The 21,546-nt window shown below is 53.1% G+C and carries 19 protein-coding genes and 1 other annotated feature; of the genes, 17 read left to right on the top strand and 2 right to left on the bottom strand.

Annotation, left to right across the window (positions count from 1 at the left end):
• Window positions 1–107 precede the first annotated feature (107 nt).
• From MXMO3_RS18360 to MXMO3_RS18375, 4 genes are all read left to right on the top strand, one after another.
• Window positions 108–989: a LysR family transcriptional regulator gene (locus MXMO3_RS18360; protein WP_117397140.1), complete on the top strand. Its 882-nt coding sequence runs from the start codon at window positions 108–110 to the stop codon at window positions 987–989.
• 147 nt (window positions 990–1,136) lie between these two features.
• Window positions 1,137–1,194 (top strand) — a sequence feature (sul1 is cis-regulatory element that is thought to sense ions involved in sulfur or methionine metabolism; They are found in Alphaproteobacteria).
• A 56-nt stretch (window positions 1,195–1,250) separates the two neighbouring features.
• Window positions 1,251–2,741 (top strand): SulP family inorganic anion transporter, encoded by a 1,491-nt coding sequence (locus MXMO3_RS18365; protein ID WP_027836151.1) that lies wholly within the window; start codon window positions 1,251–1,253, stop codon window positions 2,739–2,741.
• Between the two features lie 12 nt (window positions 2,742–2,753).
• Window positions 2,754–3,611 carry a universal stress protein gene (locus MXMO3_RS18370; protein ID WP_027836150.1) on the top strand — a complete coding sequence of 286 codons (858 nt, stop codon included), beginning with the start codon at window positions 2,754–2,756 and terminating at the stop codon, window positions 3,609–3,611.
• Between the two features lie 163 nt (window positions 3,612–3,774).
• Window positions 3,775–4,782, top strand: a complete 1,008-nt coding sequence (locus MXMO3_RS18375) for a DUF1036 domain-containing protein (RefSeq protein WP_117397141.1) — start codon at window positions 3,775–3,777, stop codon at window positions 4,780–4,782.
• A 44-nt stretch (window positions 4,783–4,826) separates the two neighbouring features.
• Here MXMO3_RS18375 and glpD read toward each other — a convergent pair whose 3' ends face one another.
• Together glpD and MXMO3_RS18385 are read right to left on the bottom strand one after the other, a co-directional pair.
• Window positions 4,827–6,398, bottom strand: coding sequence for a glycerol-3-phosphate dehydrogenase (glpD, locus tag MXMO3_RS18380; RefSeq protein WP_117397142.1), 1,572 nt, complete (start codon window positions 6,396–6,398; stop codon window positions 4,827–4,829).
• Window positions 6,395–7,165 carry a DeoR/GlpR family DNA-binding transcription regulator gene (locus MXMO3_RS18385; RefSeq protein ID WP_117397143.1) on the bottom strand — a complete coding sequence of 257 codons (771 nt, stop codon included), beginning with the start codon at window positions 7,163–7,165 and terminating at the stop codon, window positions 6,395–6,397. Before MXMO3_RS18385 ends, glpD begins: the two co-directional genes overlap by 4 nt.
• A 222-nt stretch (window positions 7,166–7,387) precedes the next feature.
• On the opposite strand from MXMO3_RS18385, the gene MXMO3_RS18390 reads away from it, so the two are divergent.
• From MXMO3_RS18390 to MXMO3_RS18450, 13 genes are all read left to right on the top strand, one after another.
• Entirely contained in the window at window positions 7,388–9,118 is a 1,731-nt protein-coding gene (locus MXMO3_RS18390; protein WP_027836147.1) for an ABC transporter substrate-binding protein, read from the top strand.
• A gap of 139 nt (window positions 9,119–9,257) precedes the next feature.
• Window positions 9,258–10,322, top strand: coding sequence for an ABC transporter ATP-binding protein (locus tag MXMO3_RS18395; protein ID WP_117397144.1), 1,065 nt, complete (start codon window positions 9,258–9,260; stop codon window positions 10,320–10,322).
• A gap of 8 nt (window positions 10,323–10,330) precedes the next feature.
• Window positions 10,331–11,419: an ABC transporter ATP-binding protein gene (locus MXMO3_RS18400; RefSeq protein WP_117397145.1), complete on the top strand. Its 1,089-nt coding sequence runs from the start codon at window positions 10,331–10,333 to the stop codon at window positions 11,417–11,419.
• A complete protein-coding gene (locus MXMO3_RS18405) occupies window positions 11,416–12,279 on the top strand; it encodes a carbohydrate ABC transporter permease (RefSeq protein WP_027836144.1) in 864 nt (287 codons plus the stop codon). The genes MXMO3_RS18400 and MXMO3_RS18405 overlap by 4 nt, the downstream gene beginning before the upstream one ends.
• 9 nt (window positions 12,280–12,288) lie before the next feature.
• Window positions 12,289–13,086 (top strand): carbohydrate ABC transporter permease, encoded by a 798-nt coding sequence (locus MXMO3_RS18410; protein ID WP_027836143.1) that lies wholly within the window; start codon window positions 12,289–12,291, stop codon window positions 13,084–13,086.
• Window positions 13,086–13,364 carry a DUF2160 domain-containing protein gene (locus tag MXMO3_RS18415; protein ID WP_027836142.1) on the top strand — a complete coding sequence of 93 codons (279 nt, stop codon included), beginning with the start codon at window positions 13,086–13,088 and terminating at the stop codon, window positions 13,362–13,364. Before MXMO3_RS18410 ends, MXMO3_RS18415 begins: the two co-directional genes overlap by 1 nt.
• A gap of 5 nt (window positions 13,365–13,369) precedes the next feature.
• Window positions 13,370–14,866 carry a glycerol kinase GlpK gene (glpK, locus tag MXMO3_RS18420; RefSeq protein ID WP_117397146.1) on the top strand — a complete coding sequence of 499 codons (1,497 nt, stop codon included), beginning with the start codon at window positions 13,370–13,372 and terminating at the stop codon, window positions 14,864–14,866.
• A gap of 77 nt (window positions 14,867–14,943) precedes the next feature.
• On the top strand, window positions 14,944–15,339 hold the full coding sequence (locus MXMO3_RS18425; protein WP_027836140.1) for a BlaI/MecI/CopY family transcriptional regulator: 396 nt from the start codon (window positions 14,944–14,946) through the stop codon (window positions 15,337–15,339).
• Complete coding sequence (locus MXMO3_RS18430; protein ID WP_027836139.1) at window positions 15,332–16,426, top strand: M56 family metallopeptidase; 1,095 nt, start codon at window positions 15,332–15,334, stop codon at window positions 16,424–16,426. Before MXMO3_RS18425 ends, MXMO3_RS18430 begins: the two co-directional genes overlap by 8 nt.
• A gap of 193 nt (window positions 16,427–16,619) precedes the next feature.
• A complete protein-coding gene (locus MXMO3_RS18435; RefSeq protein ID WP_117397147.1) occupies window positions 16,620–17,687 on the top strand; it encodes a LacI family DNA-binding transcriptional regulator in 1,068 nt (355 codons plus the stop codon).
• A gap of 21 nt (window positions 17,688–17,708) precedes the next feature.
• Window positions 17,709–19,055 carry an ABC transporter substrate-binding protein gene (locus MXMO3_RS18440; protein ID WP_117397148.1) on the top strand — a complete coding sequence of 449 codons (1,347 nt, stop codon included), beginning with the start codon at window positions 17,709–17,711 and terminating at the stop codon, window positions 19,053–19,055.
• A 50-nt stretch (window positions 19,056–19,105) separates the two neighbouring features.
• Complete coding sequence (locus tag MXMO3_RS18445; RefSeq protein WP_117397149.1) at window positions 19,106–20,341, top strand: carbohydrate ABC transporter permease; 1,236 nt, start codon at window positions 19,106–19,108, stop codon at window positions 20,339–20,341.
• Window positions 20,338–21,543 carry a carbohydrate ABC transporter permease gene (locus MXMO3_RS18450; protein WP_117397150.1) on the top strand — a complete coding sequence of 402 codons (1,206 nt, stop codon included), beginning with the start codon at window positions 20,338–20,340 and terminating at the stop codon, window positions 21,541–21,543. Before MXMO3_RS18445 ends, MXMO3_RS18450 begins: the two co-directional genes overlap by 4 nt.
• Window positions 21,544–21,546: the final 3 nt, after the last annotated feature.

The following is a 21,546-nucleotide window of genomic DNA, read 5'->3' on the forward strand; positions in this document are numbered from 1 at the left end:
TCAGGTCCGTTTCCGCTTGCAAATAGGGTTGCACTCGATCATGATTTTGGGAATTCGGGAAAAATCGACACCGGCTTTGCAATAATGCACACAGCGGGGAACATTGGATGCAATGGGACGATGCGCGAATATTTCTAGCGGTAGCTCGTGAAGGGTCCTTTAGTTCTGCGGCCAAACGGCTGGGGGTGCGCCACTCGACCGTGTCGCGCCGCATCCGCACGCTAGAAAAAACGCTTGCCGCACCTTTGGTTGAACGTAAATCGACCGGCTATGTTTTGACAGACGCTGGTGAAGAGTTAAGGCACGCCGCACTTCGGGTTGAAAAAGAGATTTTGTCTTTTGAGGGGGCCGTCGGAGGGCAAGACGAGGACATTGCGGGGGAGCTTCGTGTGACCGCCATTGCTAACATGGCCTCAACCGTCTTGATGCCAATTTTTGCGCGTTTCAGCGCAGCCTATCCAAAGATTGAATTGAATATTCAAGTGACCAACAATTCTGTGCGTCTTGCTGAGCGCGAGGCGGATATCGCCATACGTCAGACCAACAGCCCGGTAGAAACCCTGATTGGAACGCGCCTGACAACAGTGGCATCTGCCGTCTATGGCGCGCGGGCCTATTGTGAGGCTGTTAAATCTGGTCAAGCGCCAGAAAAATGGATCGGTGTGGATTGCTGTGATTACCATAAAAACTGGACCAAAAAGGCATGGCCAAGCGCCGACCACGAGTTCTACGTTGATGAAACCTCCCTTACGCTGGCAGCGCTGAAGGCGGAGTTGGGCGTTGGCTTTTTGCCATGTTTTCTGGGGGACAGTGAGCCGGAATTGGTCAGATTTCACAAGCCAGAGAAGCAGCATGAGCTTGGCCTTTGGCTGCTCTACCACCGAGACTTGCGCAATACCAAACGCGTGACCCTGTTTCGGGAACATATGCAGCGCGAAATTAAGAGTGTCACCAATCTATTCGAAGGCACTTTGCCCGCCCCGCAATAGCGCCGGCCCAGCGCCAATGAGCGCAAATAGGCCCGCAGCACCAGTGCCCCCAAAGCAGCCCAAACTGTAAAATTATCGAAATCAAAGACCGATATTATGGCGAATGGATTGACGATTTGATCTAAACCAATATAACGCCCCTAACCATTTGGACCTTGGTGAGATGCCAAGGTGGCTCTTCCAGCCGCCGATCCGCTGGACAATCATAAATATGAACTCCAAACACAAATAAGCCAAACGCGCTTATGGGTATAAATCATTATGATGAATTTCTCTTATTACCGCCAACAATGGTTCGGTAACATTCGCGGCGATGTGTTGTCAGGTATTGTGGTCGCCCTTGCCCTCATTCCTGAAGCCATCGCCTTTTCTATTATTGCTGGTGTGGACCCGAAGGTCGGGCTTTATGCCAGTTTCTCCATCGCGGTAATTATCGCCTTTGTGGGCGGTCGTCCGGGCATGATTTCTGCGGCCACTGCCGCTACTGCCGTGTTGATGGTGACCTTGGTAAAAGAACATGGGCTGCAATATTTGCTTGCGGCCACCGTGTTGGCCGGTTTGCTGCAAATCGGGGCAGGCTTTCTCAAGCTCGGCTATGTGATGCGCTTTGTGTCAAAATCGGTGATGACCGGGTTTGTGAACGCCCTCGCCATTTTGATCTTTATGGCGCAATTGCCTGAGCTGGATCCCAGCAAGGTGCCGCCGCTCACCTATCTCTTGGTGGCGTTGGGCTTGGCGATTATCTATCTGTTCCCCCGCATCACTAAAGCGGTGCCGTCGCCGTTGGTCACCATTATTGTGCTGACTGTTTTGGCGGTTGCCTTGGGCTTGGATGTGCGCACCGTTGGCGATATGGGCGCGTTGCCCGATACACTGCCTGTGTTTTTGATCCCAGACATTCCGTTGAATTTTGAAACCTTGCAGATCATCTTCCCTTATTCTCTGGCTGTTGCCGTTGTCGGGCTGCTCGAGAGTTTGATGACACAGCAGATCGTTGACGATCTGACCGACACCAATTCTGACCGCAATCAGGAATGTATCGGTCAGGGCATTGCCAACACCGCCACCGGTTTTATCGGCGGCATGGCCGGTTGTGCCATGATTGGCCAATCCATCATCAATGTGAAATCTGGCGGCCGTGGCCGACTTTCCGCTTTTATTGCGGGTTCAGTTTTGCTGGTGATGGTGGTGATCCTTGACGATATCGTATCGATCATTCCCATGGCGGCGCTTGTGGCGATCATGATCATGGTGTCGATCGGCACATTCTCCTGGTCATCGATCAAGAATTTGAAAGAGCATCCCAAATCATCATCCATCGTGATGTTGGCCACCGTGTTCTTCGTGATTTACACCCACAACCTTGCCATTGGCGTGATGGTGGGCGTTTTGCTCTCGGGTATTTTCTTTGCCTGGAAGATCGCGCAATTGTTCCGCGTGCGCACCGAAATCAACGAAGAAGGCAGCCATCGGACATACTTTGTTGAAGGCCAATTGTTCTTTGCCTCTAGCGAGGATTTTATGAAGTCGTTTGACTTTAAAGAAGCGCCTGAAAAAGTTACCATTGATGTCAGCCGCGCCCATATTTGGGATATTTCGTCGGTGGCGGCGTTGGATATGGCGGTGCTTAAATTCCGTCGTGACGGGGCCGAAGTTGACATTGTGGGGCTGAACAAAGCCTCAGAAACCATTGTCGACCAACTCGCCATTCACGACAAACCCGGTGCCCTTGACGAATTGATGGGCCATTAAAGGAGCGTAACGATGCAAAGCCAAACCATTTTAGCCTTGGTTGATGGATCTGCTTATTCTGAAAGCGTGTGTCATTACGCCGCCTGGATGGCCCAACGCACCGACTCGAAGGTGAAGGTCTATCACATTATGGGGCGGCGCTCGGCGTCTGCCTCTGATGATTTGAGCGGTGCCATTGTTTTGGGCGCCCGCACCCAATTGCTCGACAAGCTGAGCGCCTTGGACATGGAGCGCTCCAAACTGGCGCAAGAGCATGGCCGGGCCATTCTTGAGGATGCGAAGTCGATCATCCAGGGTGATGGCGACATTGAAGTGCAAACCCGTTTGCGCCAGGGCGATTTGGTGGAAACCATTGCCGCCAAGGAAGAAACCGGCGACATCATTGTGGTGGGCAAACGTGGCGAAGCCGCCAAAATGGCCTCAGGTCATTTAGGGTCAAATCTGGAACGGGTGATCCGCGCCAGCCATAAGCCCGTTTTGGTCGCCAATCGTGCTTTTACCCCGGTGGAAAAAGTGCTGGTGGCATTTGATGGCGGTGCCTCGTCACTCAAGGCCGTTGATCAAGTGGCCACTTCGCCGCTTTATAAGGGCCTGTCGGTTACGCTCGCCTATGTGGGCAAACCTTCAGACAAGGTACAAACAGCACTCGATGCTGCCGCGAAAAAGCTCAGCGATGCCGGGCTTGAAACCGACCAACAAGTGCTGAGCGGCGATGTCGACAAGAAATTGGCGGAGCTCGCCAATTCGCAGGATTATCAATTGCTGGTGATGGGCGCATTTAGCCACTCGCGCCTGCGGTCCTTGTTTATCGGCTCGACCACCATGGAGATGATCCGCGCCTGCAAAACAGCGATTATGCTGGTGCACTAAACGGTTCTCCAGTGACGCGACTTTATTGGCCGACACGGAAAGCGCCCGTGTCGGCTTTTTTGTGCCCGGCCTGATCACGCGAAAAAGTGCAATACCCAACTCTTTGTCGACATTGGGAAAAGTCAACGCTACACAGGAAGCCAAAATGGGAGAGGGCATATAAATGAAACACTTACTGTTGGCCGGCGCGTTGGCGCTTTTTTCAACTCCAGCCTTGGCGGCGCTTGAGATTTGCAACAACACCGCACAAAGCCTCAGCCTGGCCATCGGTTATGCCAGTGAAGATGAGTGGGTTTCTGAAGGATGGTGGAACATAGCCGCAGGGGAGTGCAAAACCACCGTTAGTGGCGATCTGAAAAGCAGATATTATTATTATCACGCCATGGCTTCGGGCACCCCGTTCGCCAGTGGCGACTTTACGTTTTGCACCACCAACGAAGCTTTCTCGATTGATGACGACGAAAACTGCGCGGCACGGGGATATGAAACCACAGGCTTTCGCAAGCTTGATACGGGCGAGACGGCAACGCACTTCACACTGACATTGAACGACAATCGCGACAGCGAAAAAGATGCGAGGGCGAAGCCCACTTCTTCGTCAGGCACCGCGCCCGGCACCTATGGCGATCCCTATTCTGACAATGTGATCTTGCAGGGATGCAGCAATGATGGTGAACGCCAATGCAATTTCCATGCGGGCGGCACAAACTTTTTTGTTTTTGACGATGGCCGCACCCCGCAACTTGCGTTCACGGTGATGGAAGCGCTTGATCCGGGCACCCCCCTATTCATCGATGGGGACCTTGAGGCAATCTATGACCGCACCGCCGACATGGTGCTGCGCGATGTCACCGTGCGCCCTTGGACCGAATATGATGCGCTGCTGAATAAATTACAGGGGCAGTGGTATTCGGAAGATGACCCCAATTCGCAATTCACTGTTTTAGGGGCTGAACGCGAAAACACCTATGAAGGCAGCTTTAGCGGCGTGGATTATTTGTGGGTGTCTGACAGGTGCGACCGCTTTGAAGGCGAGGGGCCTTATCTTTATGCGCGTGAGGAGGAATCCGGTGAGAGCTATTGCTACCAGCTATCCTATGTCGATCAGCGTCAGCTCGAATTGATGTATTTGCCCAGCGGCAATATTCTGCGCTACCGCAAGCTGGACTAAAATTAGCCGGCGCGGCCCGCGTATTTTGGGGGCCGCGCCAAGAATTAGCGTTGGGCGATATAGCGGGCGATCTTGTCCGCTTCGGCCGCACTGGTACGCAGGCCCATTTTGGTGCGGCGCCATAAATAATCTTCAGCCGTTTGCACCCATTCCTTATCGACCACCCAATCCAGCTCGCATGCGTAAATGCCATGGCCGAAATGCTCGCCCGCCTGATTTTCACTTTCAATGCCGGAAAAAATGGTCAGGGCATCAGTGCCATAGGCCTTGATCAGCCGCCGCGCGGTTTTTTCATCCAAAAAGGTGCTGTTCGCCTTTAGCTTTTCGATCAGCGTGTCGCGACCATCGTGCGGGAAATCACCCCCGGGCAGGGGCACGCGCGCGGTCCACTCGCCCTGAATATGGGGAAAGAAGTGCGCGCATTTGGCAATCGCGGATTCCGCCAAGCGGCGATAAGTTGTGATCTTGCCGCCGAAAATATTCAGCGCCGGGGCATCGGCACTTTCATTGAGTTTGAGCACATATTCGCGGGTGGCCGCAGTGCTGGAGCTGGCATTGTCATCATAAAGCGGGCGTACGCCAGAATATGTCCAAAGAATATCCTGATCGCTAACGGGCGTTTTGAAATAATTTGACGCGAAGTCACACAGATATTTCTGCTCTTCCGGGGTACATTCCGGCGGCTGAGAAATATCCTCATGGTCCGCATCGGTGGTGCCGATCAAGGTGTAATCTTCCTCATAAGGAATGGCGAAAATAATGCGTCCGTCCTCGCCTTGGAAGAAATAGGCCTTGTCGTGATCGAACAGTTTTTTCGTGACAATATGGCTGCCACGCACCAGCCGAATGCCTTCTTTTGTGCGCATATCAGCCACATCATGGATGATGTTTTCCACCCAGGGACCGCCTGCATTGATCAGCATTTTGGCCTGAAATTCCTGCGTTTCACCACTATTTTGATCTTTTGTGGTCACAGTCCATATGCCGTTGGCCGAAGTGGCGCTGATCACTTTGGTGCGGGTCATAATCTTGGCGCCCCGCGCCGCCGCGTCACGCGCGTTCAGCACCACCAGACGTGAATCTTCCACCCAGCAATCGGAATATTCATAAGCCGTCTCAAACTTATCCTTGAGCGGCTTGCCTTCCTTTGCCTCACGTAAGTCGAGGGTTTTAGTGCCCGGCAAAATCTTGCGGCCACCTAAATGATCATACATGAACAGCCCGAGCCGAAGTAGCCAACCAGGGCGCTGTCCCTTCATCCAAGGCATAACCGTGGAGAGCAATTTGGACGTTGGCGTCTCACTTTCAAACCGCATGTCTGGATGATAGGGCAACACAAACCGCATGGGCCACGAAATGTGCGGCATGGCCACCAACAGGTTTTCCCGCTCGATCAGCGCTTCACGCACCAGACGGAACTCAAAATATTCAAGATAGCGCAGACCGCCATGAAATAGTTTGGTGGAGGCGGAGGAGGTGGCTTGGGCCAAATCATCCTTTTCCGCCAGCGCCACAGACAAGCCGCGCCCCGCCGCGTCACGGGCGATGCCGCAGCCATTAATGCCGCCGCCCACAATAAACATGTCATAGGGCTGATTGGGATCTGTGTTGCTCATAAATTTTGTCCTGCAATAATTATCTGGGTGCCCGCCGCTTCGGCCGCACGGGCAAAAGCGTCAGAAGGCGCACCATCCATGACGATAAAGTCTAATTCGCCAATGTCAGCGATGCGCACCGGCGCGTTAATTTCAAACTTGGATTGATCGACCACCAAAATGCGCGTGCGGGCATTTTTCAATATGGCGCGCGCCACGGCCACTTCGCGGGCGTCAAAATCGAGGATCGTGCCGTCATCATCAATAGAGGAGGCCCCAATCACCGCATAGTCAGGCCGATAGCCGGAGATAAATTCAACCGCATCTTCGCCCACAACGGCGCCATCACTTTGGCGCACGGTGCCGCCCACCTGCACAAGGCTGGCGAGGGGCGCTGACTGCATAAGCCCGATAATGTTGATATTGTTGGTGATCACCCGCAAGCCTTCATGCTTGGTGAGGGCGCTGGCCACCTGCTCGGTGGTGGTGCCGATATTGAGGATCACCGAACAATTGTTGGGAATAAGCTCAGCCGCCTTGCGCCCAATCTGGCTTTTGGCCGTGATATTGTTCATGCGCCGGGCTTCATAGCTGAGCGATGCTGTGGACGCCAATCGACGCGCGCCGCCATGCATGCGCGTGGCCAACCCGCGCTGACACAAGGTTGCCAAATCGCGGCGCACAGTTTGCTCGGTCACATCAAAAAGCTGCGCCAGATTGATCACATCAACCTGACCCTCACGGTTCAAAATGTCCAATATTCTTTCAACCCGCTCGGGCTGTTGCATGGGTTTAATCTCCAACTTCCGTTCAAACAATAGTATGTTCGAACGAACATGTAAATTGCCTAAACGAATATATTGGTCTTTAAAATTATTGCCAAATTCCGCCATAAAGCCCGGAAATGCGGGATATATTTAACTACTAAAAAAATAGTTTGACAAATTTAATAGTTCATTCGAATATGAATTGTGGCTGGGTTATCCGGTCAGGACTTTTGGGAGGAACCTATGAAGAAGCAACTTCTTGGTGCTGTAGCGGTGATCGCCGTTATGGCCGGGGCGCATTCAGCCTATGCGGGCGCGGATGAGGCCAAAAAATGGATTGAGGCTGAGTTTCAGCCTTCAACTTTGAGCAAAGACGAACAGATGCAAGAGATGCAGTGGTTCATCGATGCTGCACAGCCTTACTCAGGCATGGAAATCAACGTTTTGTCAGAAGGCATTCCAACACACTCTTATGAGAGTGAAGTGTTGGCGAAGGCCTTTTTCGAAATTACAGGCATTAAGGTCAATCACCAGATTTTGGGTGAAGGCGAAGTGGTGCAGGCGGTGCAAACCCAAATGCAAACCAACCGCAACCTTTATGATGCCTATGTCAACGATTCCGATTTGATCGGCACCCACTCGCGGATGCAATTGGCGGTGAACCTGTCTAAATTCATGTCAGGCGAGGGGGCGGATGTCACCAACCCGACATTGGATCTGGATGACTTTATGGGCACCCAGTTCACCACGGGGCCCGATGGCGATCTTTATCAATTGCCTGACCAGCAATTTGCCAACCTTTATTGGTTCCGCAAAGACTGGTTCGACAATGAAGAATATCGTTCGGCCTTTAAAGAGCGCTACGGCTATGAACTGGGCGTACCGGTGAACTGGTCAGCCTATGAAGACATTGCTGAGTTTTTCACCAAATATGTTGTCGATATTGATGGCACCACCATCTACGGCCACATGGACTATGGCAAGCGCGCACCTGACCTTGGTTGGCGCATGACCGATGCGTGGCTATCCATGGCGGGCGCAGGCTCACCCGGCTTGCCAAATGGCGTGCCGATTGATGAGTGGGGCATCCGGATGGAAGCCGACACTTGTAACCCTGTGGGCGCATCAGTAACCCGTGGCGGGGCGACAAACGGTCCTGCAGCGGTTTATGCGATCCGCAAATGGGACGAATGGTTGCGCAACTACGCGCCCCCAGCTGCGGCCTCATTTGACTTCTACCAATCATTGCCTGCATTGAGCATCGGCAATGTGGCCCAGCAGATCTTCTGGTACACCGCATTTACAGCCGACATGGTGAAGCCGCGTTCAGAAGGCAATTTGACCGTTGATGAAAATGGCACGCCATTGTGGCGCATGGCCCCAAGTCCACACGGCCCTTATTGGGAAACCGGCCAAAAAGTTGGCTACCAGGACGTGGGTTCATGGACCATCTTGAAATCAACGCCAATGGAACGTGCAAAAGCAGCATGGCTCTATGCACAGTTCGTTGTGTCTAAAACCGTTGATGTGAAAAAATCACATGTTGGTCTGACCTTCATTCGTGACAGCTCAGTAAATCATGAGAGCTTCTCTGAGCGTTCAGAAAAGCTGGGTGGTTTGGTTGAATTTTACCGCTCACCAGAGCGCAACAAATGGACACCAACTGGCGTGAATGTTCCCGACTATCCAAAGCTGGCCCAAATCTGGTGGCAGCAAATTGGTGACGTGAACTCCGGTGCCTTCACCCCGCAAGAGGCGATGGATCGTCTGGCTCAAGAAATGGACATCACAATGGCCCGTATGCAGGCAGCTGACGAAGCGGCTGGCGTATATGGTGGCTGTGGCCCACGCTTGAACGAAGAGCGTGATGCTGAATGGTGGATGGCCAATGGCGGTGCCAAGCCGAAGTTGGACAATGAGAAGCCACAGGGCATGACCGTGCGCTACGAAGATCTCGTGGCCAGCTGGGACTAAACATCTCCCCTAGATGTAGGCAGTTTCATTCTGTCCTTGTCAGGTTGGGGCCTATGGGCCCCGACCGTTTCAAATTCAACCAGCCGCAGGCTGAAGGTGGCATCGCGAATATGCCATGAACAACAGGAACGGGTGTGTAATGGCACTGGAACTCAAAGACATTACCAAAAAGGTTGGCGGGCAGACCCACATCAAACCCACCAATCTGGTGCTGGAAAGCGGCCATTTTAATGTGATGCTGGGCGAAACCGGCGCGGGTAAAACTTCGTTGATTAAGATGATGGCGGGGCTGGACCCGATCGCTAGCGGCCAAGTTTTAATGGATGGCGAAGATGTGACCGGACAATCCACGCAAAAGCGCAATATTTCGCTCGTGCATCAGTTTTTCGTCAACTACCCACATATGAGCGTTTTCGAAAACATTGCCTCCCCCCTCAAAGTGACTGGCATGGCCAAATCCGAGATTGAGGACAGGGTTGAAGAGGCCGCAAATATTTTGCAGCTCAAGCCGATGCTCAACCGCAAGCCGCATGAGCTTTCCGGTGGGCAACAGCAGCGCACCGCACTGGCGCGCGCGATTGCCAAGCAAAGTAAAGCCGTGTTTCTGGATGAGCCATTGGCCAACCTTGATTATAAGCTGCGCGAGGAATTGCGCGATCAATTGCCCGAATTGTTCAAGGGGCGCGGCGCGGTTGTCGTTTACGCGACCTCTGAACCGGAAGAGGCACTCTTGCTCGGCGGCAAAACCGCGTTGATGCAAGATGGAAAGGTGGCTCAGTTTGGTCCGACTGCCGAAATATATCGCGCGCCCAACAGCCTTATGTCCGCCGGCATCTTTTCCGATCCCCCGATCAATATGGCGGAGATCACCAAGCAAGGCCGCACCGCAAGCATGGGCAAAGATATCCGTTGGGAGTTAAGCGGCAAACAAGCTGATCTCGCCGATGGGCTTTATAAGCTGGCCGTTCGCCCACACCATGTTTTGCCGTTTGAAACCGAAGAAGCCAACGTGCCGATCGTCGGCAAAGTGTTGGTGACCGAGCTAAGCGGCTCTGAATCTTCCGCGCACTTTGCGGCGGATATGGCCAATTGGGTGTCTCTCGCCCGGGGCATTCATCGCTATCAGGTGGGCGAAAACCATCAATTTTTCATGGACCCGAACCAGTGCTTTGTTTTCGCATTGGACGGTACCTTAGTGGGATAGGACAGAACATGGCAAAAATCACCCTGTCTCAATTGCGACACAGCTATTTCGACAACCCGAAAACCCCTGATGATTATGCGCTAAAGGAAATCGACCTTGATTGGGATGATGGCGGCGCCTATGCGCTGTTGGGACCATCCGGTTGCGGCAAATCTACACTTTTGAACATCATCTCAGGCCTGCGCGCGCCATCCGAAGGCCGCATCCTGTTTGACGATCAGGGCGTGACCGATCTGCCGCCAGATCGTCGCAACATCGCGCAGGTTTTCCAGTTTCCGGTCATCTACGACACGATGAGTGTTTATGACAATTTGGCGTTTCCGCTGCGCAATCGCCAAGTTGCCGGACATTTGGTGGACAAGCGGGTGCGTGAAATTGCGCAAATGCTGGAGGTCGAAGATATGCTCGACCACCGGGCTGCGGGTTTGTCACCGGACAATAAGCAAAAAATCTCCATGGGCCGTGGCCTGGTGCGCGACGATGTGAATGTGGTGATGTTTGATGAACCGCTCACCGTGATCGATCCGCACTTGAAGTGGAAGTTGCGTTCAAAACTCAAAGAGCTGCACCAACGGGTGCGCGCCACCATGATTTATGTGACGCACGATCAAACCGAGGCCCTGACATTTGCCGACCAAGTGGTGGTGATGCAGGAAGGGGAGATTGTGCAGATCGGCACACCGGTCGATTTGTTTGAACGCCCGGCCCACACCTTTGTGGGGCACTTTATCGGCTCACCCGGCATGAATGTTTTGCCGTGTGAAGTTAAGGAGGGCGGCGCCTTTATTGAGGGGCAGAATGTGGCCCTTGAAGGCGACATTGACCGCAACAAAACCGGCAAAACCCAAATCGGTATTCGCCCTGAATATGTGGCGCTCGGCGACCAAGGCTTGCCGGCCATAGTGAAAAAAGTGGCCGATGTGGGCCGCCATTATGTGGTGGAAGCCCTGATGGGCGAGCAAAAAGTCTCCGCCATCATCAAACAGGATGTGCCCAATCCGGGGGAGCAAGTGCATCTGCAATTCAAGCCCGCCCAAACGCGGCTTTATATGGATGACTGGTTGGCCACAACCGCGCGGGAGGGTAGCGCATCATGAAAACCGAAAATCAAAAAGCATGGTTCTTTGTGCTGCCGGTTCTGTTGCTGGTGGCCTTCAATGCGCTGATCCCGATGATGACCGTCGTCAATTATTCGGTGCAGGAAACCTTTGGCGACAATATGTTTTTCTGGGAGGGCCTGACCTGGTTTGAAAACCTGCTGCGGTCCGAACGTTTCCACGCTTCTCTTGGGCGTCAGTTCCTATTTACCGGGTTGATCCTTGCCATTGAAATTCCTCTTGGGATCGCCATTGCCATGTCCATGCCGCGCAAAGGATTTTGGGTGCCATTTTGCCTGGTGATCATGGCACTGCCCATGCTCATTCCCTGGAATGTGGTGGGGGCGATGTGGAATATTTTCACCCTGCCGGACATCGGATTGATGGGCTATTTCCTCAACCATGTGCTGGGCATTTCCTATGACATGACGCAAAATGTGTTTGCGGCATGGGTGACCATCATCATCATGGATGTTTGGCACTGGACCTCTTTGGTGGTGCTGTTGAGCTATGCGGGGCTGGTCTCAATCCCCGAAGCCTATTATCAGGCGGCGAAAATTGACGGCGCGAGCAACTTTGCGGTCTTCCGCTTTATTCAACTGCCGAAAATGAAAAATGTGCTCACCATTGCGGTGCTGCTGCGCTTTATCGACAGCTTTAACATTTATACCGAGCCGTTCGTTTTAACAGGCGGTGGGCCGGGCAATTCCACAACACTTTTGTCGATTGATTTGGTCAAGATCGCCTTGGGGCAATTCGATCTGGGTCCGGCAGCGGCGATGTCGCTGATTTACTTTGCCATCACACTTTTGGTCAGCTGGCTGTTCTATACGCTGATGACCAAAGACGATGCGCGATAGGAGAATATCATGCAAAAACGTTCCATCGTCACCATCACCTATATCTTGTTTTTGTTGCTGCCGATCTACTGGCTCGTGGCCATGAGCTTCAAACCGACAAACGAGATTTTAGGCGGGTTCTCGCTGTTCCCGCAAACATTCACCTTGGCGAATTATAAAGTCATTTTCACCGATCCGACATGGTATTGGGGCTATATCAACTCCATCATCTATGTGACGTTGAATACCCTGATTTCGGTGGCTGTAGCGCTGCCTGCGGCTTATGCTTTCTCACGCTATCGGTTTTTGGGCGACAAGCAATTATTCTTCTGGCTTTTGACCAACCGCATGGCCCCTGCAGCCGTGTTCGCTTTGCCCTTCTTCCAGCTTTATTCGGCTGTGGGCCTGTTTGACACCCATTTGGCTGTTGCCTTGGCCCACACCTTGTTCAACGTGCCATTGGCCGTGTGGATTTTGGAAGGTTTTATGGGCGGGGTGCCGAAAGAGCTGGACGAAACGGCCTATGTGGATGGCTATTCCTTCCCGCGCTTTTTCACCACAATTTTCATTCCCTCCATTAAAGCCGGGGTGGGGGTCGCTGCGTTCTTCTGCTTTATGTTTTCGTGGGTGGAGTTGCTGTTGGGCAAAACCTTGACGGCGGTAGCCGCCAAACCCATCGCCGCCACCATGACCAAAACGGCCTCAAGTGCTGGCTATGAATTGGGGCTGCTGGCGGCAGCGGGCACACTCACGATTATCCCCGGGGCGATCGTGATTTATTTCGTACGTAATTATATCGCGAAAGGTTTCGCGATGGGGAGGGTTTAATCATGAGTTGGATGGCATGGACTTGGCCAACAGCCTTATTGTTTATCGGTATTTTCAGTGCCATGGGCGTGTTGACCATTCTTGAAATCAAATCCCCAGGCGGGGCCGAGCGCAAAGGCGCGCTTGGCCTGGTCACCACCCGTGGCGATCGATTGTTTCTCTCGCTCTTGGGCAGCGCTTATATCTTTCTGGCCTGGCTTGGCTTTTTTGGCACGCCGCTTTGGGCACCATTGGTGATTGCCATCTGCTGGGCAACATTTTGCTTTTGGAAAGTCTAACCCCAATGCCGACGGACTATATTCTGGCGATTGATCAAGGCACGACATCGACCCGTGCAATCATCTTTGATCAATCGCTCAAGCCCATCGCCACAGCGCAGGAGGAGTTTGAACAGATTTTTCCGCAGTCTGGTTGGGTTGAACATAAGCCTGAAGATCTATGGGACACCACGCGCCGCATGTGCGCACAAGTGCTCATGAAAGCGGATGTTAAGGCGCGCAACATTGCCGCCATTGGCGTGACCAACCAGCGGGAAACCACCATTGTTTGGGAAAAGGCGACAGGAAGACCGATCTATAATGCGATTGTGTGGCAGGATCGGCGCACAGCCGATTTTTGCCAACAGCTCCAGCAGGCACAACATGAGGATTTGGTTCGCACCAAAACCGGATTGCTCCTCGATCCGTATTTTTCTGCGACCAAGATCAATTGGATTCTCAATGAGGTGCCAGACGCACGGGCCAAGGCAGAGCGCGGTGAGTTGTTGTTTGGTACCGTTGACAGCTATTTGATCTGGCAATTGACCGGCGGGGAGGTGCACGCGACCGACGCCACCAATGCGGCCCGCACCATGCTCTATAACATTGTGACGGGCGAATGGGACCGTGAGCTTTGTGCGCTTTTCGATGTGCCCATGTCGATGCTGCCGGAAGTGAAAGACTGCGCCGATGACTTTGGCCGAACCCAGCCCGACCTGTTTGATGGGATGGAAATCCCCATTCGCGGGGTGGCCGGGGATCAGCAGGCTGCCACGGTGGGACAGGCTTGTTTTGAACCTGGCATGGCCAAATCCACCTATGGCACAGGATGTTTTGTGTTGTTGAACACGGGGGATCAGCCCGTTTTTTCCCGAAACCGCTTGCTCACCACCATTGCCTATCAGCTTGACGGCAAGCCGACCTATGCCCTTGAAGGCTCGATATTTGTCGCTGGGGCCGTGGTACAATGGTTGCGTGATGGCTTGAAAATCATCAGCGACGCTGGGGAGACCGACACTCTAGCTGCTGCCGCTGACCCGGCACAATCGGTCTATTTCGTGCCTGCCTTTACCGGATTGGGCGCACCCTATTGGGATGCGGAAAGTCGCGCGGCCATTTTTGGGCTGACGCGCAATTCTGGCCCCGCCGAAATCGCCAAAGCCGCATTAGAAAGCGTCGCCTTTCAAACCCGCGATTTGGTTGAGGCCATGGATGAAGATTGGGGCGGTGCGGGCGCCCGGATTTTGCGCATTGATGGCGGCATGGCCAATAATCAGTTCGCGATGCAAAAACTGGCGGACCAATTGCAAGCCCCCGTGGATCGCCCGCAGGTTACAGAAACGACGGCGCTGGGCGCCGCCTATCTGGCCGGGCTGGGGGCAGGGCTTTTGGAAACGCCGCATCAGTTCACCCGCCAATGGCGATCGGCGCATCAATTCATCCCTTTGGTCGACAAATCAGCCGCCGATCAAGATTATCAGGGCTGGCAAAAGGCGGTACAGCGGGTGCTTTACAAAGGTTGATCAGCACACGACTTGCCAAACCTAGATATTTAGTACTAAATTTATCGTATCAGTACCTTAACAGAAAAAGCAGCTCTATGGCCCGCAAGCATGATCCCGATTTTCTAACCAGTGTAGAGTTGGAGTTTATGAACGGCCTGTGGGCAATTGGCAGCGGCACGGTGCGCGAGATTATGGCCAATATGGAGGCGCAGACGGATCGCGCCTATACGTCCGGGGCCACAGTTATGCGCATTCTGGAGCAAAAGGGCTTTGTGTCCAGCTCGAAAGAAGATCGCGCCTTTGTTTATCACCCCACTGTCAGCAAATCAGACTATCAGGGCCGCTCAATCCGGCAAATGTCCAAATCCTTGTTCGGCAACACCCCAACCGCGCTTGTGGCCCGGCTGGTGGATGATGAAATGCTGACCGACGATATGATTGAACAAATCCGCGACATGCTCGACACAAAGCTAGAGAAAAACGATGATTAGCGGCTTGGTGCATTTTTACTTCGACCTTAATATTGCACTTCTCGCTGCATTCAGCATTTGGCTGATCACGCGATTTTCACTTCGCCTCATCGGTTACCGTTTTTCATTTTCGGCGGAACAGTCGCTTATTTTCTGCTTTATTGGCTTGGCCGTTTTGGCCCCCATTGTCGCGCGATTTGCGCCGATGCTCTTGCCCACCAACTTCAACATCACGGATTGGCTCGTTTCCTGGTATTTGGGTGGCGGCGTGCAAATGAGCGCGCGCGAGTTCCAAACGGTGATCAGCGCCAAGAGCTCATTTATTGACCAGATTTTGCACCCCAATCATGTCCTCAGCCTGATTTTTGCGGCGCTGATGGGCCTGGCCTTCACCTATTTTGTGGTGCGCTTGGCGCGCAGTGTTTTCGGGCTCGCCAGCATTTTACGCCATAGCTATGTGATCCATAAAAACGGCCGCGTGCACATTGTGGCCTCCGATCAGGTCAGCGTGCCGTTCACCACATTGGGCTTACGCCATTATTATGTGGTGGTGCCAATCACCATGCTCTCGCATTCCGAACAAATGCGCATTGCCATCGCCCACGAGATTCAGCACATTCGCCATGGGGACGTGGCTTGGGAATATATCTGGAGCGTGTTGCACCCGCTCCTATTTTGGAACCCGGCCTTTTTGATGTTCCGCAAGCGCTTGAACATTTTGCGCGAATTGATTTGCGACGCCGCCTTGTTGCAGCGCACCAGCTTTTCGAAGCGACGCTATTGCGAAACCTTGATCAGCGTTGCGCGCAGCATGAGCACGGCCCGCAACAGTTCAAGCACGCTTACTGTGCCTTTTGTTGAACCCAAGCGGCATCTGGCCCGCCGCGGCCAATCCAATCTTGAATACCGCATCCTTTATGCTTTGGAGCTGCCAAGCGCCAAGCGCAGCATTGGGTTGAACAGTTTGGGCATTTTTGTGCCGCTTGTTCTGGCCACGCTGTTTGTTGTTTTGCTGCTTCAGGGCCCAAGCGAGTGGAGCCATGACCGGATCATGCTCTCCACCATCGCCAATCTTGAGCATCTAGAAAGCCTCAATCGCGGCAATTAGGATAAACTCTGTTTCAGCGCACCCCAGCCGCGCCCTTCACGGCATTAGTCCTCCTGTGTAAACAGGTGTGATCACGGCGTTTTACGGTGAGAACATCAAACGCACCTGAAGCCCCGCAAACTTTTTTCAAATTTGACCCTTGCCGAAACCGGTTTCGGAACTTTTACTCGATTGTGGAGGAGGAGACGAGCAGATGAATGCCATCGGCAAACGCACGACCATTGATGATCTGGCGCGTTCACTTGGGCTGACCAAAAGCACGGTGAGTCGCGCGCTGAATGATTATCCGGATATTTCGGAAAAAACGCGATTGCGCGTGCGCAATGCCGCGACAGCTTTGTCTTATCGTCCGCTCTCTCACGCCCAAGCCATCAAAACAGGGCGCGTCCGCTCCATCGGCCTGGTACTGCAAGTTTCTGAACATGACGGCCACCGCCCGTTTCTCGCAGACTTTTTGGCAGGCATCACCGAAGCATCCGCTGCGCAGGATTGGACCCTGACGCTGGCCACCGCCAACAGCACTTCGGACGCGGTGCGCTTGCTCGAGAAACTATCGCAAGAGCGCAAGGCAGATGGCTTCATTTTACCGCGGACCTATAGTGAAGACCTGCGGATCGATGCACTGCGGGCCGCGCATATTCCATTTGTGCTCTATGGGCGCACAGACAATATCGCCGATTGCGCATGGTATGACATTGCCGGTGAAGCGGCCATGTTTGAAGCCGTAGAAACGCTTTACAATTTGGGACATCGCCGCATCGGTTTTGTGCCGGGCGGCGCAGGCTATCACTATGCCAAATTGCGGCTACAAGGATACCGCGATGGCTTGGCCGCTGTTGGCCTTGATTTTGACGATCAGCTGATCTCCGCAAATGCAGTTGATAAGCCGCAAGGGTTTATTGCCGTTTCCCAATTGTTGGCGCTGAAACAGCCGCCCACCGCAATCGTTTGTTCGGTCGATCATGCGGCCCTTGGTGCGTATGACGCCATTCGATCACTGGGCCTTAAGGTTGGCCACGAAGTTTCGCTGATCTCTTATGACGGCATCCCAGAGGGAGCGGTGCTGTCGCCAGAGCTCTCCACTTATTCTGTAGACACAAACCTGGCCGGCGCCCGGCTCGCCGAGCTCTTGATCCGGCGGGTGCGCGGAGAGCCGCCACAGGAACTACGAGAAATCGGAAAGGCACGTTTTTTGGATCGTGGATCGCACGGTCCCGTGTTGCTCTCGTCAGCTGACTTGGCAACACAAATTGCACGATAACCACATCATCGGGAGGAATAGATGAGGAAAACAACAACACTTATGACGACGGCCGCTGTGGCTGTGTTGATGTCATGTACATCCATTTACGCGGATAGTCTGCGTTTTTGGACAACAGAAGAACAGCCAGAACGCTTGGCAAAACAGCAAGAAATGGCAGCTCAATTCAAAGCTGAAACCGGGACCGACGTGGAAGTCATCCCTGTGTCTGAAAATGATTTGGGCACACGCGCCACCGCCGCATTTGCGGCAGGTGATTTGCCAGATGTGATTTATCACACGCTGCAATATGCATTGCCTTGGGCGGAAGCTGGCATTTTGGATACAGATGCAGCCACTGAAGTGATTGCGGATCTGGGCGTCGATACATTCGCACCTGGCGCCATCGCCATGGCCGCCTATGAAGACGGCACAGCTTCTGTGCCTGTCGACGGCTGGACACAGATGATCGTTTACCGCAAAGACTTGTTTGAGGAAAAAGGCTTAGCGGCACCAACGACCTACGCCAATGTTGAGGCGGCACTCAAAGAGTTGCACAATCCACCTTCCATGTTTGGCTTTGTGGCGGCAACCAAAGTGGACGAAAACTTCATGTCTCAAGTGCTGGAACATGTGTTCTTGGCCAACGGTGTTTCCCCCGTATCGAGCGATGGGTTCTCCCCGCTAGACGAAGCCAAAACCACCGACGTACTGGAGTTTTATAAAGCGATCGTTGAAGCGTCACCACCAGGCGATCTTTATTGGAAGCAATCACGGGAGCTTTATTTCTCCGGCAATGCGGCGATGATCATTTGGTCGCCGTTCATTTTGGATGAATTGGCAGGCCTTCGCGATAGTGCGCCGCCAACCATCAATGATGATCCAACGTCACCAGCTCTCGCGTCGAAAACAGGCGTTGTGACCAACTTTGCAGGCCCGTCAAATCCAGACGGCGCCGCCTGGGGTGACATTCGCTATTTCGGCATCACTGCCGATGCGGACACAGACACGGCGATGGATTTTGTGAAATATTCAATGGATCAAGGCTATACGCAGACATTGAGCATTGCGCCGGAGGGCAAGTTCCCTGTGCGCCGTGGCACAAGCGAAAATCCAACGCAATTTGTTGATGCATGGGCGAAGCTGCCCGTTGGCGTTGATCGCAAAGCCCCATTGGGTGATCTTTACGCGCAGGATATGATTGATGAAATCGTTGGTGGCTTGGATGTTGCCCAGCGTTGGGGCGTGAAAGAAGGCCAATTGAGCCTTGCGTCTAAAATCATCAACTCGCAAATCATCAACCGCGTGGTGCGCCAGTATCTGGACGGTGATGTCTCAGCCGCTGATGCTGTAGCCGCCATGAATGATGAATTGTCCCAAGTTGAATAATTGATGTGCCCCGGCGCTTCGGTGCCGGGGCCGTTCAAAGAAACGAAAACATGCAAGACAATCTGAACCGTCCGACCGCAAAAACACCTATGGCCAAGCGCGAAGAACGCTTAGCGTGGGGCCTTTTGGCACCCACACTGATCAGCGTCGCCCTTGTTGTGGTGCTGCCGCTTGTCGCCATTTTCTGGATTAGCTTTAAGCCGATTGAACTGGCAGATTTGCGCCCACCCACGCCCATCGTGAAAGAGGCGTTGCGCGGCTCGGCTGAGAAGTTACGCATTGAATATCGTTTGCGCAATTCCAGCAGATCCGAGGCAATTCGGGACGTAAAAATAGTTGATGAGTTGCCCCTCGAGGTGACTTTGCGCGAGCCCTTGCCGCAATCCTGTGCGCTTGATAAACGCCAACTCACCTGCAGTTTTGAACGGTTAGAACCCGGCTATAATGAAAAGATCATCTTTCCGGTCACTGCCGATAACGAAGATGCGGCAGAAGAGATTGTTGAAAGCTCAGAACCGCAGGTGACTGGCACGGCGGATAACATTCTGACCAATTTTGAATTCACCCTTGAGAACTTTGCGCGCGTGTTTGATGGCAGCCAGTTTATTTCTGTGCTTGGCGTTACGTTGTTCTACACCGTATTCGGCACCATTGGCGCGCTCGTCGTGGGCCTATTCGCAGCTTTGCTTTTGGACAAATCCTTTAGGGGGCAGGGCATATTGCGCGGCCTTTATCTTTTTCCCTATGTCGCGCCGGTGATCGCCGTGGCCTTTTCGTGGCTCATCCTGTTCGACCCGTTTTCCGGGTCCGCCAATGCGCTGTTGATCCAAATGGGTGTGACCGACGAAGCGATCAATTTTTTTGGTGACCGCCCGCTCGCACTGATCATGGTGACGGTGTTCGAGATTTGGCGCTATTTTCCACTTTCGTTCTTGTTCATTTTGGCGCGCATGCAATCTATCGACAGTGAGATGTATGAAGCAGCAGATATGGACGGTGCCAGCCCTTTCCAAAAGTTTTGGTATCTCAGCATTCCGCAATTATTGGGCATTTTGTCGGTGTTGTTTTTGCTGCGCTTTATCTGGACCTTCAACAAATTTGACGACATCTTCCTGCTCACCGGCGGCAATGCGGGCACGCGAACCTTGACTGTGAGTGTTTACGAAGAAGCATTTGCGATTTCGAACATTGGCGCAGGGGCGGCTGTCGCCGTGGTGATCTTTATGTGCCTTGTGGCGTTCTCCTTGTTCTTCTTCCGCTTCATTTCACAGGAGGAAGGGCTATGATCAAACTACGCAGAAAAGCGATCACCTCTATTTTTGTTGGGTTGGTGTGGACCTTTGTGGCCGCCACGATCACCGCCATTGCGTTGAGCTTTGCGACTGGCTTGCCTTACAAACCGGATATGGTTTGGATCGTTATTGGTGGCGCGCTGGCGGGATTTTTCGTGACCCACAGTCGATTGGCTGCATTGGCCAGCGGCGCGGCCCTTGCCATTGCGGGCATGCTCGGCTTTGGCATTGTGACCAGCGGCGATGCCGCAGCGGTGTTCACAAACAGCTTCACCCATCTTTTGTCAGCGACCATTGCGGTGGGTGGCACTTATGCCATCACCAAAGTCGCGCCCAAAGGGGCGTTGTCGCGCCATGAATTTGAAGAGATCATCATACGGTTGCTCACGGCAATTGGATATGTGTTCTTCACTGCCATTGTGCTGATCCCCTTTTATGTGATGGTGATGACCAGCTTTAAAAATCAATCTGAGCTGGTGCAAAACCCGTTGGATTTCTCCCTAGACTTATCAAAAGGGTGGGGTCTGTTCCGCTCTTATGTCGAATTGTTCGCCGACTTTAATTTTGGCATTTATTTGGCCAATTCGATGGTGATTTCAATTCTCACCGTGTTCATCACGCTGGCCTTTTCCATTCCCGGAGCATACGCCGTGGCGCGGTTGCGGTTTTCCGGCCAAGCTGCTTTTTCACGCTCCATTTTGCTGATCTATATGGTGCCCATGATCGTGTTGGCCCTGCCGATCTATATCGCCTTTTCGTTGACCGGACTGCGCAACTCCATTTTTGGGATCATTTTGATCTATCCCGTCACCACCATTCCCGTGGCGCTTTATATGTTGCAAGGCTATTTCCGCGGCCTGCCGGGCGAGATTGAAGAGGCGGGGTTGATGGATGGGTTATCGCGCTTGGCCGTGATTTGGAAAATCACTTTGCCTTTGTCGCTACCGGCCATCGCCTCGGTTTCACTCTATGTGTTTATGATCGCGTGGAACGAATTTTTGCTGGCCTTTATGCTGCTGGACGACCCATCCAAATTCACGCTGACGCGGGGCATTGCCAGCCTCAACTCCTCTGAAATTCCCCGACAACATCTTATGGCCGGTGCGGTGATCGCAACCGTACCGATCATGGCGCTGTTTTTGGGGCTTGAACGATTTATGACCAAAGGCCTGACCGCAGGCTCTGTCAAAGGGTAATTT

It is taken from the genome of Maritalea myrionectae (assembly GCF_003433515.1).
In the GTDB taxonomy this organism is placed as follows: domain Bacteria; phylum Pseudomonadota; class Alphaproteobacteria; order Rhizobiales; family Devosiaceae; genus Maritalea; species Maritalea myrionectae.

Bases quoted from the DNA above. Each gene is read 5' to 3' on its own strand.
- MXMO3_RS18360 (WP_117397140.1), top strand. From the start codon at position 108: ATGCAATGGGACGATGCGCGAATATTTCTAGCGGTAGCTCGTGAAGGG.
- MXMO3_RS18365 (WP_027836151.1), top strand. From the start codon at position 1,251: ATGATGAATTTCTCTTATTACCGCCAACAATGGTTCGGTAACATTCGC.
- MXMO3_RS18370 (WP_027836150.1), top strand. From the start codon at position 2,754: ATGCAAAGCCAAACCATTTTAGCCTTGGTTGATGGATCTGCTTATTCT.
- MXMO3_RS18375 (WP_117397141.1), top strand. From the start codon at position 3,775: ATGAAACACTTACTGTTGGCCGGCGCGTTGGCGCTTTTTTCAACTCCA.
- glpD (WP_117397142.1), bottom strand. From the start codon at position 6,398: ATGAGCAACACAGATCCCAATCAGCCCTATGACATGTTTATTGTGGGC.
- MXMO3_RS18385 (WP_117397143.1), bottom strand. From the start codon at position 7,165: ATGCAACAGCCCGAGCGGGTTGAAAGAATATTGGACATTTTGAACCGT.
- MXMO3_RS18390 (WP_027836147.1), top strand. From the start codon at position 7,388: ATGAAGAAGCAACTTCTTGGTGCTGTAGCGGTGATCGCCGTTATGGCC.
- MXMO3_RS18395 (WP_117397144.1), top strand. From the start codon at position 9,258: ATGGCACTGGAACTCAAAGACATTACCAAAAAGGTTGGCGGGCAGACC.
- MXMO3_RS18400 (WP_117397145.1), top strand. From the start codon at position 10,331: ATGGCAAAAATCACCCTGTCTCAATTGCGACACAGCTATTTCGACAAC.
- MXMO3_RS18405 (WP_027836144.1), top strand. From the start codon at position 11,416: ATGAAAACCGAAAATCAAAAAGCATGGTTCTTTGTGCTGCCGGTTCTG.
- MXMO3_RS18410 (WP_027836143.1), top strand. From the start codon at position 12,289: ATGCAAAAACGTTCCATCGTCACCATCACCTATATCTTGTTTTTGTTG.
- glpK (WP_117397146.1), top strand. From the start codon at position 13,370: ATGCCGACGGACTATATTCTGGCGATTGATCAAGGCACGACATCGACC.
- MXMO3_RS18425 (WP_027836140.1), top strand. From the start codon at position 14,944: ATGGCCCGCAAGCATGATCCCGATTTTCTAACCAGTGTAGAGTTGGAG.
- MXMO3_RS18430 (WP_027836139.1), top strand. From the start codon at position 15,332: ATGATTAGCGGCTTGGTGCATTTTTACTTCGACCTTAATATTGCACTT.
- MXMO3_RS18435 (WP_117397147.1), top strand. From the start codon at position 16,620: ATGAATGCCATCGGCAAACGCACGACCATTGATGATCTGGCGCGTTCA.
- MXMO3_RS18440 (WP_117397148.1), top strand. From the start codon at position 17,709: ATGAGGAAAACAACAACACTTATGACGACGGCCGCTGTGGCTGTGTTG.
- MXMO3_RS18445 (WP_117397149.1), top strand. From the start codon at position 19,106: ATGCAAGACAATCTGAACCGTCCGACCGCAAAAACACCTATGGCCAAG.
- MXMO3_RS18450 (WP_117397150.1), top strand. From the start codon at position 20,338: ATGATCAAACTACGCAGAAAAGCGATCACCTCTATTTTTGTTGGGTTG.